9 protein-coding genes are annotated in these 14,719 nt (G+C 57.4%); 5 read left to right on the top strand and 4 right to left on the bottom strand.

What is annotated here, in order from left to right; genetic code table 11:
* Position 1: 1 nt before the first annotated feature.
* Positions 2 to 2,221: a primosomal protein N' gene (locus ACT3RQ_RS13795; RefSeq protein WP_444680676.1), complete on the bottom strand. Its 2,220-nt coding sequence runs from the start codon at positions 2,219 to 2,221 to the stop codon at positions 2 to 4.
* Positions 2,222 to 2,369: 148 nt separating this feature from the next.
* Here ACT3RQ_RS13795 and rpmE point away from each other — a divergent pair, with 148 nt between their 5' ends.
* A complete protein-coding gene (gene rpmE, locus ACT3RQ_RS13790) occupies positions 2,370 to 2,585 on the top strand; it encodes a 50S ribosomal protein L31 (protein WP_087105934.1) in 216 nt (71 codons plus the stop codon).
* 356 nt (positions 2,586 to 2,941) lie between these two features.
* On the top strand, positions 2,942 to 4,213 hold the full coding sequence (locus tag ACT3RQ_RS13785) for a malic enzyme-like NAD(P)-binding protein (RefSeq protein WP_172117393.1): 1,272 nt from the start codon (positions 2,942 to 2,944) through the stop codon (positions 4,211 to 4,213).
* A 109-nt stretch (positions 4,214 to 4,322) separates the two neighbouring features.
* Here ACT3RQ_RS13785 and ACT3RQ_RS13780 read toward each other — a convergent pair whose 3' ends face one another.
* On the bottom strand, positions 4,323 to 5,150 hold the full coding sequence (locus ACT3RQ_RS13780) for an acyl-CoA thioesterase (protein ID WP_193053291.1): 828 nt from the start codon (positions 5,148 to 5,150) through the stop codon (positions 4,323 to 4,325).
* 107 nt (positions 5,151 to 5,257) lie between these two features.
* Here ACT3RQ_RS13780 and tadA point away from each other — a divergent pair, with 107 nt between their 5' ends.
* Positions 5,258 to 5,710 (top strand): tRNA adenosine(34) deaminase TadA, encoded by a 453-nt coding sequence (tadA, locus tag ACT3RQ_RS13775; RefSeq protein WP_217883834.1) that lies wholly within the window; start codon positions 5,258 to 5,260, stop codon positions 5,708 to 5,710.
* Positions 5,711 to 5,840: 130 nt separating this feature from the next.
* Here the strand turns inward: tadA and fni are convergent, their stop codons facing one another.
* Positions 5,841 to 6,884 carry a type 2 isopentenyl-diphosphate Delta-isomerase gene (gene fni / locus ACT3RQ_RS13770; protein ID WP_193053290.1) on the bottom strand — a complete coding sequence of 348 codons (1,044 nt, stop codon included), beginning with the start codon at positions 6,882 to 6,884 and terminating at the stop codon, positions 5,841 to 5,843.
* Positions 6,885 to 7,241: 357 nt separating this feature from the next.
* On the bottom strand, positions 7,242 to 8,708 hold the full coding sequence (gene mltF / locus ACT3RQ_RS13765) for a membrane-bound lytic murein transglycosylase MltF (RefSeq protein WP_444680675.1): 1,467 nt from the start codon (positions 8,706 to 8,708) through the stop codon (positions 7,242 to 7,244).
* Positions 8,709 to 8,891: 183 nt separating this feature from the next.
* On the opposite strand from mltF, the gene purL reads away from it, so the two are divergent.
* Both purL and ACT3RQ_RS13755 read left to right on the top strand, forming a co-directional pair.
* Positions 8,892 to 12,827, top strand: a complete 3,936-nt coding sequence (purL, locus tag ACT3RQ_RS13760) for a phosphoribosylformylglycinamidine synthase (protein WP_444680674.1) — start codon at positions 8,892 to 8,894, stop codon at positions 12,825 to 12,827.
* 128 nt (positions 12,828 to 12,955) lie between these two features.
* Positions 12,956 to 14,716 carry a DEAD/DEAH box helicase gene (locus ACT3RQ_RS13755; protein ID WP_444680673.1) on the top strand — a complete coding sequence of 587 codons (1,761 nt, stop codon included), beginning with the start codon at positions 12,956 to 12,958 and terminating at the stop codon, positions 14,714 to 14,716.
* The last annotated feature ends 3 nt before the right edge of the window (positions 14,717 to 14,719 follow it).

Genomic DNA, 14,719 nt, shown 5'->3' with positions numbered 1-14,719 from the left:
GCTAGGCAAGCGTTTGAGGGTCGATATCAATCGACCAGCGCACCTTGCGCGCCTCGCGGTTGGCCTCAAGCCATTGCACCAGCCAACTGGCCGCCACGTGCAATTGACTGCGCTTATTGGCGGTCAGCATCAAGTGCATGTGGTAGCGATTTTGGCGTCGCTCCATGGGCGCAGGCACGGGGCCCAGGCAGTAAGTGGTAAGGCCCGACGTTTTCAGCCACTCGCGCAGCGCTTGGCCTGCCTGTTGCGCTAAGGCAAGGGCCGCCGGTTCCTGGGGGCTTTCGATCCGTAGTAGCGCCATAAACGTGAACGGCGGCAGGTGTGCCTGGCGGCGCTCTTCCAGTAAGTTTCTCGCCAATGCTCCATAGCCCTGTTCGGCCAGCAGCCCTAAGTGAGGGTCATCCGGATGCAGTGTTTGCACCAGTACCCGCCCTTGGTCGGCTGCACGTCCTGCGCGCCCGGCCACCTGTTCCAGCAGCTGCGCGCTATGCTCCAGGGCACGGAAGTCGGCGGCGTAAAGACCGCCGTCAGCATTCACCACAACCACCAGTGTGACGTGAGGCAGATGATGCCCTTTGGCAAGCATCTGCGTACCCACCAGCAGGCAAGGCTCACCCCGCTGAATCTCTTTTAGGATCTGCTCAAAGCTGTCTTTCTTGCGGGTGCTGTCGCGATCAATACGGTGCACGGTGACCTTGGGGAAAAGGCCCTGGAGCGTCTCTTCGGTACGCTCGGTGCCGCTTCCCAGCGCACGTAAGTCGCCGCTGCCGCACTCGGGGCAGGCATCCGGCAGGGCGCGACGGCTATCGCAGTGGTGGCAGGCAAGTAGCGGCGGCTGGCGGTGCAGCGTCATGCGTGAGTCGCACTGGCCGCATTCCGCCATCCAGCCGCAGGCGTGGCAGGCAAGCGACGGCGCAAAGCCGCGCCGGTTGATGAAAATCAGCACCTGCTTGCCCGAACTCAAGGTGCTTTTGATCGCTTTGATAGCACCCGGTAGCAGGCCCCCCTGGCGGCGCTGGTGGCGTAAATCAAGAAGCTCCAGCTTGGCGGGCTGATGACGGCTGGGCCGCTGAGTAAGGCGCAGGTGGCGATAACTACCGGAAAGCGCCTGCTGTAGGCTCTCAAGCGAAGGTGTGGCGCTGCCCAGCAGTAGTGGAATGCCGTGGTAATGAGCGCGTGCAACGGCCAGGTCGCGGGCGTGGTAACGCAGCCCGTCGTGCTGCTTGTAAGAGCCGTCGTGCTCTTCATCGACAATGATCGCGCCTGGGTTGGCAAGCGGGGTAAAGATCGCCGAGCGTGTTCCGATGATAATCAGCGCCCGCCCGTTTGCCGCGGCTTCCCAAACGTCCAGCCGTTCGGGGTCGGTTAAGCCGGAGTGGAGTGCCACCACGGGCACCCGAAAACGGTTTCTAAAGCGCGCCAGGGTTTGCGGCGTCAGGCCGATTTCCGGCACCAATACCAGCGACTGCTTGCCTTTGGCGGCAATTGCTTCAATAAGCTGCAGATACACTTCTGTCTTGCCGCTGCCGGTAACGCCTTCCAGCAGGCAAGGGTGGTAGCTTTCAAGCTTTTCGTGTAGCGCCGCAAGGGCGGTGGCCTGCTCACGATTGAGCGGCAGTGCCGGTGTGGCAAGCAAACTGCCACTCGGCGTCTCGGGGGCGGTCAGGGTGATTTCCTGGTGGGTGACCAGCCCCTTCTTGCCCAGTGCTAGCAGCTGGTCGCGGCTAAAGCCGTGGGCGCTGACAGCCCGTGAAGGCAGGCCGTGCGGATGCTGGCATAAAAGCGCATACAGCTCGGCTTGTTTGGGCGCTCGGCTTAAATCCGGCGGGGTATGCGTTACGGCAAACCACAGCGTTTGCGTGCGCCCAGCCATTGGGTGGCCCTGGCGCAGCCGTGCAGGCAGCGCATGATGGAGCGTATCGCCCAGGCTGTGTTGGTAGTAGCGTGCGGCAAACCGGCATAGCCACAGCCAGTCATTGGGAAGTGGTGCATCATCCAGCGCTTCGCTGACAGCACGTAACTGGCTGCGTGGTAGTTCGCTGGTGGCAGCCAGTTCAACTACCACGCCCACCACTTCGCGCCGCCCAAAGGGTACGCGTACACGAAGCCCAGGCTGCCAGCCGCAAGGGGGAGTGCGGCTGGCGGGCAGGTAATCAAACAGGCGTCGGAGTGGGGACGGCAAGGCGACTTTTAGCACCTGCAAAGAAACAGTGTCAGGCAATTGGCCTCCGGCGATAAATTTTGCTAAAATATGCGGCCGCTCTGAATCTAAACGATCAGACGGTTAACCGGTTAGTAGTTTTTCCAAACCCGTATGCGGTGCCTGGCAACGGATCAGGTGGCGGCATACCGCTTGAGAGATCATCACGATGAGACAAGGTATTCACCCGAATTACAATACGGTCACCGCTAACTGCTCTTGCGGTGCTAGCTTCCAGGTAGGCTCTACTTCTGGCCAGGATTTCTCGCTAGACGTATGCTCCAACTGCCACCCGTTCTACACAGGTAAGCAGAAGCAAGCGACCACCGGTGGCCGTGTAGAGCGCTTCAACAAGCGTTTCGGCGCTGCTGTTAAGCGCGGCTAATCCTGACGGATCAGCCACACTGCAAGTGCGGGTAAAATACCAGGTACTTGTAAGAAAAACCCACGCTACGGCGTGGGTTTTTTTATGGGCGAATTTCTATAAATGCCTGTTTGGATGAACAAATGGCGAGATGGAAGGGTTTTTCATAAATGCTGCGATACAGCAATAAGCAATGCGTTATAGCTAAAATGCTTCTGCATAAGATTCAGCAAATGGTTGGGAAAAGTAATTAACGTGAAGGAAAAATCGCTAAAAAAAGCGTTTTCTTTTTGAGTTGACGGCGCGCTTGAGGCGCCTTGGGTTTTTCTATATTCTGGAAGCACTTATATCTATTTTAGGCTAATTGGACCCTCATTATGACGGATGCAAATAAGCAGGCAGCACTGGACTATCATGCGAAACCGATTCCTGGCAAGCTATCGGTGGAGTTAACCAAACCCACCGCAACAGCCCGGGACTTGGCACTGGCATATAGCCCAGGCGTTGCTGAGCCGGTTCGCGAAATTGCCCGCGATCCTGAAAATGCTTACCGTTATACGGGCAAGGGAAATTTGGTCGCCGTTATTACCGATGGCAGCGCCATTTTAGGCTTGGGGAATCTTGGCCCGCTGGCCAGTAAGCCGGTGATGGAAGGCAAGGGCGTATTGTTCAAGTGCTTTGCCGGGATCAACTCGGTAGATGTTGAAGTAGACGCCGAAAGCCCGCAGGCGTTTATCGACACCGTTGCCCGCATTGCCGATACCTGGGGCGGCATTAATCTTGAAGATATCAAAGCGCCCGAGTGCTTTGAGATTGAAAAAGCGCTGGTTGAGCGCTGCAATATCCCCGTCTTCCACGATGACCAGCACGGCACGGCTATTGTAACGGCTGCGGGTATGCTGAACGCGTTGGAAATCGCTGGTAAAACGATAGATAGCGTGAAGATCGTTTGCATGGGGGCCGGTGCGGCAGCGATTGCCTGCATGCGCCTGCTGGTTTCGTGTGGCGCCAAAAAAGAGAACCTGGTGATGCTGGATCGCCGTGGCGTTATCCATACCGGCCGTGAGGGTATCAATGAGTACAAGGCAGAGTTTGCGCTGGATACTGACATGCGCACGCTGGATGATGCTATCGACGGCGCCGATGTGTTTATTGGACTTTCTGGCCCAGGCTTGCTGTCGGCTGAGCAGGTTAAAAAGATGGCCGCTGACCCGGTGATTTTCGCCTGCACCAACCCGGACCCGGAAATTCATCCTGACGTTGCCCGTGAAGCGCGCCCGGATGTGATTATGGCGACCGGCCGTTCAGACTTCCCAAACCAGGTAAACAACGTGTTGGGCTTTCCGTTTATTTTCCGTGGGGCGTTGGATGTGCGCGCTACACGGATTAACGAAGCCATGAAGCTTGCCGCTGTGCATGCGCTTAAGGATCTGGCCCGCGAGCCGGTTCCCGAGGAAGTGTTGAATGCCTATGAGCGTACGGAAATGAGCTTTGGTCGTGAGTACATTATCCCCACGCCAGTCGATATTCGCTTGCTGGAGCGCGTTTCTTCCGCGGTGGCCCAGGCGGCAGTAGATTCAGGCGTGGCGCGCAAACCGTACCCGGCTCACTACCCGCTCAAAACGATCGATGAGGCTTATGGCCAGTGATGTTTCGGGTGTTGTTTAACACGCCGGTTTAATCGCTACTATCAACGCCCGCACTTGCTGCGGGCGTTGTGCTTTTAAGGAGCGACGTCTAAAGGCTTTTGTACGAAGCTTAGCGAATCGGCGCGTCATGCATGCGAGTCAGCCCTTCCTGTGCGGTAGAGGCAATCAAGCGGCCATCACGGCGATAGATATGACCGCGTGCCAGGCCTCGCGAGTCGCCTGCCCAGGGGGAATCTATGACGTATAAAAGCCACTCATCCAGCCGTGCGTCCTCATGAAGCCATAGCGCGTGGTCAAGGCTTGCGATACGCAGCTTCGGGTCAGTGAACTGAATGCCATGGGGCAGTAAACTGGTGGTCAGCAGATTGAAATCAGAGGCGTAGGAGAGCAAGTGCCGGTGCAGGGCGGGGGCATTGGGTAGCGTGCCTGCAAAGCGGAACCATAAACACTGCCCGGCCGGGTCGCCGCCATCTGGGTTGCCTTTAATATGCAAAAACTCGATAGGGTGGCCCGGAAAGCGTGAGTGCTTGGCGGCGCCGCTCTCAATCAAGGCTTCCGGCGACTCGACTTGAGGCATGGCGCGCTGGTGATGAAAACCTTCTTCAGGGCTGTGAAACGAGGCGCTACAGAAGAAGATCGGTCGGCCTTTTTGAATCGCCGTAACGCGGCGCGTGGTAAAGCTCCCGCCATCGCGTACGTTATCCACCTGATAGACCACGGGGCGGTGCGGGTCGCCAGGGCGAAGAAAGTAACCGTGTTGAGAGTGTGGGTGACGCTCAGCGGGTACTGTACGTGAGGCCGCCGCGAGCGCTTGACCAAGCACCTGTCCGCCATAAAGCTGAGGAAAGCCCAGGTCCTGGCTTTGCCCTCGAAAGAGCGTCTCTTCGAGGACTTCAAGCTCAAGCAGGTTTACTAACGTATTCAGCGCGTCGGTCATTCCAGGTATCCTTGGTGCTATCTATTGTTGCCCATAGTGGCGGACATCACATACGGCGAGGCCGCCGTTGCTACCATCATTTTGCTACCTTAGCGGAGTTTGCCTTGATACGCAGCGATGAATTTTACATGCACCGTGCCCTTGAACAGGCACATTTGGCGGCTGAGGCGGGCGAAGTGCCGGTAGGGGCCGTGGTGGTGAATAGCGAAGGAGAGATTCTTGCCGCTGCCCACAATGCGCCGGTGCTGAGCTGTGACCCAAGCGGCCATGCGGAAATTCGTGCCCTGCGTGAAGCCGGGCAGCAGAGTGCCAACTACCGGCTGGAAGGGTGTACGCTGTATGTCACGCTGGAGCCGTGCATGATGTGCGCGGGCGCCATTGTGCATGCACGCCTAAAGCGTTTGGTTTATGGCGCTGCTGAGCCTCGTACCGGTATGGTGGAATCCAAGGCTAACCTGCTGGCCCAGCCGTGGTTTAATCACCATGTAGAGGTGACGGCGGGCGTGCTGGCGCCATCGGCCAGCAAGTTATTAAAAGCGTTTTTTGCGGCAAGGCGCTAGCGTGTTTTATAGCTCTCTCTGGCGTGTCACTGGATAAACATCACTTGGTGGCCACGCACAATGAGTTGCAGAGCAAAGGCTTGGAGTGCGTGAACGTGGCTATATAACGGTGATATGACCGCGTAGTGGCTTATGCCCCCGCCTCAACCTGCGTAAGCGTCGTGTGCTTTAACGCCACCAGGTCCGCGCTGCCGGTACAAAAACAGGCAACGCGCAGCTGCTCAATGAGCGTTTGAAAGTGCTCGATAACGGCATCGCTTGAGGTGGTGGCGCTGCCCAGCACCGCCGCTGCCTGACCTACCAGATGAGCGCCTAAACAGAGCGCTTTAGCCGCATCAATACCGCTGGCCACCCCGCCTGAAGCGATCAGCGGCATACCGGGCAGTGCCTGGCGCAAATCGTGCAATGCTTGTGAGGTGGGGATTCCCCAGTCGGCGAAGGCCATAGCGATGGCACGCGCTTGTGGCGTGCTGGCGCGCTCACCCTCAACGGCCGCCCAACTGGTGCCACCCGCGCCCGCAACGTCCAGCATCGCCACGCCCGCTTCGGCAAGTTGACGACCCACAGAAACAGACAGCCCAGCCCCCACTTCCTTGACCACCACAGGCACGTCCAGCGCGGCCACGGTGCGCTCAATGGCGGTGAGTATGCCACGCCAGTCGCGATCTCCACCGGTTTGCAGCGCTTCCTGTAGCGGGTTGAGATGAATGATTAGTGCGTTAGCTTCGATCATATCAACCGCGCGGCGGCCATAATCAAGCCCGCGTTCGCCTTTAATTTGGGCGGCTCCCAGGTTGGCCAGCAGTGGGATATCCGGGGCAATTCGGCGCAGTTCACTCGTGAGGCCCCAGTTGGCTTCGCCTTCAATGGCTACGCGTTGTGAACCCACGCCCATGGCAAGGCCCAGCGTTTGAGCGGCCTCTGCCAAGTGCCGGTTGATATCCTTGGCTCGGCTCGCTCCGCCGGTCATCGAACTGATGAGGATGGGTGCTTTTAGAGGTTGCCCGAACAGGTAAGTCCCCAGATCAATATCATCCAGGTTTAATTCCGGCAGCGCACAATGCTCAAAGCGCCAGTGTTCAAAGCCTGGGCGAAGGGTACTAGCGGCCTGGTTTGGGTGTAGCACGATATCCAGATGGTCGTTCTTACGCTGCGTCAGTTCGGTGTCTTTCATCGTCACTCCCTTCAACCTGAACCTGGCGGAAGCCGTCTGCCAAGTAGGAAACAGTACGTGGTCGGTTAGCTGATGGCTGTGCATGCCTTCCGGCGAAGTAATTAATGGTTTTCGATGTAACCAACTCTTATCTATCTAACCCGTTTCTATGGGTCTAACCAGACATGGCCAACTGCTTATCCAACCAGGTTGGCATAAAGTACTCAGGTACAATGCCCTGGTCGCAGGCGCAGGATAAACGCTTGTAATCGCCAGTACGTTTTTACCTGCTATTTGAAAAGCGTAATCCAAACGCCAGAAATTTTCTTTAACCACGAAGGGCAAGGTGGGGGCGAGTTGGAAGGCTCTGTAGTGAGGCTATTGATTCAACGGCGGAATTAACTCAAATGGCAGTAGGAGAGAATCGCTGGTTGCGGTTTGACCTAACTGGAAAAATTGCTGACGGCTGTGCTCAACGTACTCCAGCATCTCGTAGTAGCGCCGGATATTGCGCACATAAATGACCGGCTCACCGCCACGCGCATAGCCGTGGCGCGTTTGGCTATGCCACTCCTGTTGCTGTAACAGGGGAAGCGCCTCGCGAACATCTTGCCAGCGGTTGGGGTCCCCACCGAGCTCTTGGGTAATTTTACGGGCATCGTAAAGGTGACCAAGGCCAACATTGTAGGCCGCCATGGCCATATAAAGACGATCATCTCCGGTAATGCTTTCAGGCAGGCGGTCTTTAAGGCTGCGCAGGTAGCGGGCGCCCCCATCAATGCTTTGCGCCGCGTCTCGGCGGTTATCCACACCCATTTCGCTGGCGGTAGGGTGGGTGAGCATCATAACGCCTCGCACGCCGGTGGGGGACACCGCTTCCGCGTCCCAGTGGGATTCCTGATAACCCACTGCCGCCAGCAGTTTCCAGTCAAATCCTGTGTCACGTGCCGCCTGCTTAAACAGGTCGGTAAACTGGGGTAGGCGCGCATCCAGGTGCGCCAAAAAGGTGCGCGTACCCACATACTCTAAATAATCATCATGACCAAAGTAGCGGTTAACCAGATGGTCGAGCGTGCCATTTTCCTGAAGGGTTTGCAGGAAGTCATTGGCGGCTCCGAGCAGCCCTAAACCGCGGCCGCGAGGAAGCGCCCATACCATGGAAAGCGGGTCGCCCATTAAAAATCCGCGCTCTACATCGGGGAAAAAGAGTCGGTTAAGCCGGAACTGATGATCAAAAATAACCGCTGCGTCGAGTACGCCGCTCTCGACCTGGACAAGCAGTTCATCGACATCCAATGCGTGAGACTCTTTCCAGCTTAAGTCAGCGTAGTCGCGCTGCAACTCGCGCAGCGCTTCGCTGGTACCTGCCTGGCTTAGCGTGCCAATCTCAAGGCCTACCAGGTCGCTGGGTGCCTTTATGCCGTGTAAACCGCGCCGGTACACCAGTAGTGGTTGCATTTGAATGATGGGGCGCGTGTAGTGCACATCGGATGCGTCAGGGAGTAGTGGTAGGGCGGCAGCGCCAAAATCGCCTTGTTCACGCACGGCCGACAAGACGCTTTCAGGGTGATGTTTGGCGTTGAGATTGAGGCTTACTCCCAAATACTCGGCAAACTGATGCATCAGCTCATACTCAAACCCAGTGGGTCCCTGGCGACCCTCGTAGTAAGTCGTGGGCGTGTTGCGCGTCTGAGCCGTGATAAAATCTTTTGCTTGGATATGCGTTAAATGCTCGCCAGGTGGTACCTTGGGCAAGGTGGGCGCAAGCACCAATAAGATAATGATAATAAAGGTTAAATAGAGGCGAGTGTGCGCTAAGAAATGGGCATGGATCAATGTCAGCATAAGGTCTTGTCGGGATGAAACAAGCAGCCACAATACCCAGCCATCGTCATGCTGTCACCTTGTTGATTTCGTGTGGCCGCCGCTTTCCAGTATCATAGGGTCCAATGAGTGTCATTTTAAGGGGCCGCTTGGCGGCCTGCTATTTCCCTGCACGAATTCTCCCTGCTCTAGAGGCTTCAGGATATGCTCGAATTGCGAGGCGCGCCCGCCCTTTCTACCTTCCGTCATACACGGTTGCTAACGGTGCTGCGTGAACGTGTTCCCGAGGTGGAGGCGCTGTCTGCCCACTATGTTCATTTGATTGACCACCGTGAAGAACTCAGTGATGCCTCTCACGAGCGTTTGGCGCAACTGTTGGATTACGGCACCCCCACCCATGCCGAGATACCTGCCGACGCTCAACGTTTTCTGGTCGTACCGCGGTTAGGCACCCAGTCGCCCTGGTCATCCAAAGCGACGGATATTGCGCATAACTGTGGGCTGTCGGGCATTCGCCGGATAGAGCGTGGTGTTGATTATCGGGTAGGGTTTAGCCGTGCGCCCAGCGAAGAGAGCCTGGCTGCGCTGATGGCACTGTTGCACGACCGAATGACCGAAACCGTGCTTAATGATGCGGCTGAAGCGGCGGCGCTATTTGCTCATCACGACCCGGCACCGCTGGGTAGCGTGGATATTTTAAACAGCGGGCGCGAGGCGCTGGTAACCGCTAACCGTGAATTGGGCCTGGCGCTTGCCGATGACGAAGTCGACTACCTGGTCGATGCCTTTAACGAGCTTCAGCGCAACCCCACCGACATTGAGCTAATGATGTTCGCCCAGGCGAACTCTGAGCACTGCCGGCATAAAATCTTCAACGCGGATTGGATCATTGACGGCGAGCCGCAGACCCATTCGCTGTTCAAGATGATCAAGAACACCTTTGCGACCTCCCCTGAAAACGTCTTGTCGGCCTATAGCGATAACGCTGCGGTTATCAAAGGCAGCCAGGCGGGGCGTTTTTATCCCACGCCGCTGACCGGTGCTGAGGGAGAGCGTGCGCTGTACGGGACACATCAGGAGCCGATTCATATCCTGATGAAGGTGGAAACCCATAACCATCCGACTGCGATTGCGCCGTTCCCTGGTGCGGCGACAGGCTCGGGTGGTGAGATTCGCGATGAAGGCGCCACCGGTATCGGCGGCAAACCGAAAGCGGGCCTTTCCGGTTTTACCGTTTCCAACCTGCGTATCCCCGAGTTTGTACAGCCTTGGGAAGCGTTTGATTATGGCAAGCCCGAGCGCATGCAGTCCGCCCTTGCCATCATGCTGGAAGGCCCGATTGGCGGCGCGGCGTTTAATAACGAGTTTGGCCGCCCAAACCTTACCGGTTACTTCCGTACCTATGAGCAGGACACCCTCAACGAGGGCGGCATTGAGCGTCGCGGCTTCCACAAGCCGATCATGCTGGCGGGCGGTTACGGTAATATTCGCGCCCAGCACGTTCAAAAGGGCGATATTCCTGTTGGCGGTAAGCTGATTGTGATGGGTGGCCCGGCGATGTTGATCGGCCTGGGCGGCGGCGCGGCCTCGAGCATGTCTTCTGGCACCTCAAGTGCCGACCTGGACTTTGCTTCGGTACAGCGTGAAAACCCGGAAATCGAGCGACGCGCTCAGGAAGTGATTGACCGCTGCTGGGCAATGGGAGACAAAAACCCGATCTGCTTTATCCACGATGTGGGGGCGGGTGGTCTTTCCAACGCGCTGCCGGAGCTTGTTAAAGACGGCAACCGGGGTGGGCTGTTCGATTTACGGGCGGTGCCTAATGCTGAGCCGGGTATGAGCCCGCTTGAAATCTGGTGTAACGAAGCGCAGGAACGCTACGTACTGGCCGTTGCAGCTGAAGACCTGGCAACGTTTGATGCGTTGTGTAAGCGCGAGCGTTGCCCCTATGCGGTGGTGGGTGAAGCGCAGGCTGACCACCATCTTGAAGTGCGCGATGGCCACTTCAACAGCAAGCCGATTGACCTGCCCATGAGCGTGCTGTTCGGTAAAGCGCCGAAAATGCAGCGCAGCTTTGAGCGCCATGCACCAGAGCTTTCCGGTGTAATGCTGGATAATCTCGACCTGCGCGAGGCGCTTGATCGCGTTCTACGCCTGCCTGCCGTGGCCTCCAAAAGCTTCTTGATTACCATTGGCGACCGCTCTATTACAGGCCAGGTGGCGCGTGACCAAATGGTCGGCCCTTGGCAGGTGCCGGTTGCGGATGTAGCGGTCACAACGGCCAGTTATGACACCCATGCCGGTGAAGCGATGGCGATGGGGGAACGTCCGCCGGTTGCCTTGATTGACCCCGCCGCTAGCGCACGCCTGGCGGTCGCCGAGGCGATTACGAATCTCGCGGCAGCGCCCATAGCCAAGCTAAGCGATATCAAGCTTTCGGCTAACTGGATGAGCGCCGCTGATCACCCTGGCGAAAACCAGGCGCTTTATGATGCGGTTCACGCGGTGGGGATGGAGCTTTGCCCGGCGTTAGGTATTGCGGTGCCGGTCGGCAAAGACTCCATGTCGATGCGTACCTCCTGGCAGGATGTGAGTGACCAAGGGGATAGCGAAGAGAAAAGCGTTACATCACCGCTGTCGGTGGTGATTACCGGCTTCGCGCCTGTGACTGACGCGATGGCAACCCTGACGCCACAGATTAACCTGGATCAGGATGAGTCGGATCTTATTCTGATCGACCTGGGGAGCGGTCAAAATCGCTTGGGCGGCTCTGCGCTGGCGCAGGTATATGGTCAGGTAGGCGATACCTGCCCGGATGTCGACGACCCAGAAGATATCAAAGCCTTCTTTGAGGTGATTCAGGGGCTTAATCGTGACGGTAAGCTGTTGGCGTACCATGACCGTAGCGATGGCGGCTTGTTGGTCACGCTGTTGGAAATGGCCTTTGCGGCGCACGCCGGCCTTGAGATCAAACTCGACTGGATGATTGACGAACCCGTTGAAGCGCTTAATGCGCTGTTCTCGGAAGAGCTTGGCGCGGTGATTCAGGTCAACCGCGAGCACACCGAAGAGGTGTTGGCGCAATTTGCAGTCGCGGGTATTGAAACCTGTGGTGTCATCGCCCGGCCGCGTTACGACGACCAGGTGCGGGTAACCCTGTTTGAAGAGCCGCTGCTGGAAACCACGCGCCAACTGACACAGCGTACCTGGTCTGAAACCAGCTATCGCCTGCAGGCACTGCGCGATAATCCCGAGTGCGCTAAAAACGAGTTCGACAGCCTGCTCGATACGCGTGACCCTGGCCTCTCGGCGACGCCCACGTTTGATATTAATGAGGATGTCAGCGCGCCGTTTATCAATCTGGCCAAGCCCGCTGTTGCGGTACTGCGTGAGCAGGGCGTTAATGGCCAGGTCGAGATGGGCTGGGCATTTGATAAAGCCGGCTTTGAAGCGATTGATGTTCACATGAGTGACATTCTGGAAGGCCGTGTTGCGCTTGATGAGTTCAAAGGGCTCGTTGCCTGTGGCGGTTTCTCTTACGGCGATGTGTTAGGCGCGGGTGGTGGTTGGGCGAAATCCGTGCTGTTTAACGAGCGGGCACGCGATCAGTTTGCCGCCTTCTTTACCCGCGAAGACAGCTTCTCGCTGGGCGTGTGTAACGGATGCCAGATGCTTTCGCAGTTGAAGTCGTTGATCCCGGGGGCTGAAAACTGGCCAGGCTTTGTGCGTAACGAGTCCGAGCAGTTTGAGGCGCGGGTAGCCATGCTGCGCGTTGAAAAAACGCCCTCGGTTCTACTGGCTGGCATGGAAGGTTCCCTGCTGCCTATTGCGGTGGCCCATGGGGAAGGCCGTGCTGAGTTCCGCGATGCCGCGCACCTGCGTAGCATGCAATCCAGCAATCAGATTGCGCTTCGCTACATTGATAACTATGGGCAGGTGACCACGCGCTATCCGGCTAACCCTAACGGTTCGCCGTCAGGTATTACCGGGTTAACCACCTCCGATGGCCGCGTCACGATCATGATGCCTCACCCGGAGCGCGTTACCCGCGCGGTCACCAACTCTTGGCGTCCGGCAGAGTGGACAGAAGATGGTGCCTGGCTGCGCATGTTCCGCAACGCGCGTGTTTGGGTCGGTTAATACCGCACACCGTTAAGCCATACGTAACACATAACGGCGGCCCAAGGGCCGCCGTTATGGCTAACGCTGTTCCTGATTGCTCTTGCCCGCTTGAGCCAGCAAAGTAATTTTCTGGCTGTTGGAGTTATATGCCACCACCTGCTTTACGCCCTTACCAAACGGACGCGGTGAAACGTGTTGTTACGCATTTTCGCGCGTCCAGCGAACCCGCGGTGGTGGTATTACCTACGGGAAGCGGGAAGTCGTTGGTGATTGCCGAACTGGCCCGCTTGGCGAGAGGTCGCGTATTGGTATTGGCGCATGTACGCGAGCTGGTGGAGCAGAATCACGCCAAGTATCAGGCCTATGGGCTTAAAGCCGATATCTTCAGCGCGGGTTTAAAGCGCAAGGAGGCGTCGCGCCAGGTCGTGTTTGGCTCGGTGCAGTCGGTAGTGCGTAATCTGGAGGCGTTCAATGATGAAGGCTTCACTCTGCTGGTCATTGATGAGTGCCACCGGGTGTCGCTTGATAAAGACGCAAGCTACCGCCAGGTGATTGATCACCTGCGGGCACAAAACGCGAAGTTGAAAGTGTTAGGGCTGACCGCGACGCCTTACCGGCTAGGCCAAGGGTTTATCTACCATCGCCATTACCACGGCATGGTGCGCGGCAGTGACGCAAGCTTTTTTCGTGACTGCGTGTTCGAACAGCCGCTGCGCTTGATGGTAAAGCAAGGCTATCTTGCCGAACCCAAACGCCTGGATATGGCGATTGAAGGGTATGATTTTTCCATGCTGGCGCCTGCAGAAAACGGCCATTACCGTGAAGCCGAGTTAAATCGCGTCGTGGCAGGCAATCGCGCCACCCCCATGATTATCAGTCAGATTGTTGAGCGCGCCACTGAGCGGCATGGGGTGATGATATTTGCAGCAACTGTCGCCCACGCTGAAGAGATCATGGGGTATTTGCCTGCCGACCAGGCAGCGCTGATTACTGGCGCGACCCCGTCGGCAGAGCGTACTGAGCTGATTAATGCCTTTAAGGCGCGTGAGCTTAAATACCTGGTGAATGTCTCGGTACTGACGACCGGCTTTGATGCGCCGCATGTGGATTTGATTGCGATGCTTCGGCCTACGGAGTCGGTCAGCCTTTACCAGCAGATTGCGGGCCGGGGGCTTCGGCTCTCGCCGGGGAAGCAGGATTGCCTTATTTTGGATTACGCGGGCAACCCCTGGGACCTTTACGCACCAGAAGTGGGCGAGCCAAAGCCGCCGGGCGACAATGAGCCGGTGCAGGTTGAATGCCCGGCCTGCGGCCACGCTAATCTGTTTTGGGGCAAGCGCGACGGCGAACTGGTCATTGAGCATTTTGGGCGCCGCTGCCAAGGGCTGCTTGACGATGATAAAGGCAAGCGCCACCAGTGTGATTTTCGCTTTCGCTTCAAGGTGTGCGATAGCTGTGGCGCTGAAAATGATATTGCGGCGCGTCGCTGTCACGGTTGCGAACAGCTGCTGGTGGATGCGGATGACAAGCTTAAAGATGCACTCAAATTAAAAGATGCCCGTGTATTACGGGTAAGTGGCATGCAGTTGGACGCAACCCTTAATGGCCGAGGCCTGCCGCGTCTGAAAGTGACCTATTACGATGAGGATGGCACAACACTCTCTGAGTGGTTTGCTTTGGAAACCCCCGCCCAGCGCCGCGCCTTTTATGCCGCCTTTTTGCGTCGGCATTTGCGCGCTCCGGGCGCGCCCTGGCAACCCCTCAAGCCAGAGGACGTTATTAGCGAGCAGCGCCGCTTGCGCCATCCGGATTTTGTGGTTGGGCGCAAGGTGGGCCGACATTTCCAGATTCGCGACAAGCTCTTCGACTACGAAGGACGCTATCGTAAAGCTGCCGAAGCAGGCTAACGC

The sequence above is a fragment of the Halomonas sp. AOP43-D1-4 genome (assembly GCF_052446175.1).
Taxonomy (GTDB): domain Bacteria; phylum Pseudomonadota; class Gammaproteobacteria; order Pseudomonadales; family Halomonadaceae; genus Vreelandella; species Vreelandella citrativorans.
Note: the sequence above shows the minus strand (reverse complement) of the source record. Positions and strands in the feature narration are given on the sequence as shown.

Bases quoted from the DNA above. Each gene is read 5' to 3' on its own strand.
- ACT3RQ_RS13785 (WP_172117393.1), top strand. From the start codon at position 2,942: ATGACGGATGCAAATAAGCAGGCAGCACTGGACTATCATGCGAAACCG.
- ACT3RQ_RS13780 (WP_193053291.1), bottom strand. From the start codon at position 5,150: ATGACCGACGCGCTGAATACGTTAGTAAACCTGCTTGAGCTTGAAGTC.
- ACT3RQ_RS13755 (WP_444680673.1), top strand. From the start codon at position 12,956: ATGCCACCACCTGCTTTACGCCCTTACCAAACGGACGCGGTGAAACGT.
- rpmE (WP_087105934.1), top strand. From the start codon at position 2,370: ATGAGACAAGGTATTCACCCGAATTACAATACGGTCACCGCTAACTGC.
- mltF (WP_444680675.1), bottom strand. From the start codon at position 8,708: ATGCTGACATTGATCCATGCCCATTTCTTAGCGCACACTCGCCTCTAT.
- purL (WP_444680674.1), top strand. From the start codon at position 8,892: ATGCTCGAATTGCGAGGCGCGCCCGCCCTTTCTACCTTCCGTCATACA.
- fni (WP_193053290.1), bottom strand. From the start codon at position 6,884: ATGAAAGACACCGAACTGACGCAGCGTAAGAACGACCATCTGGATATC.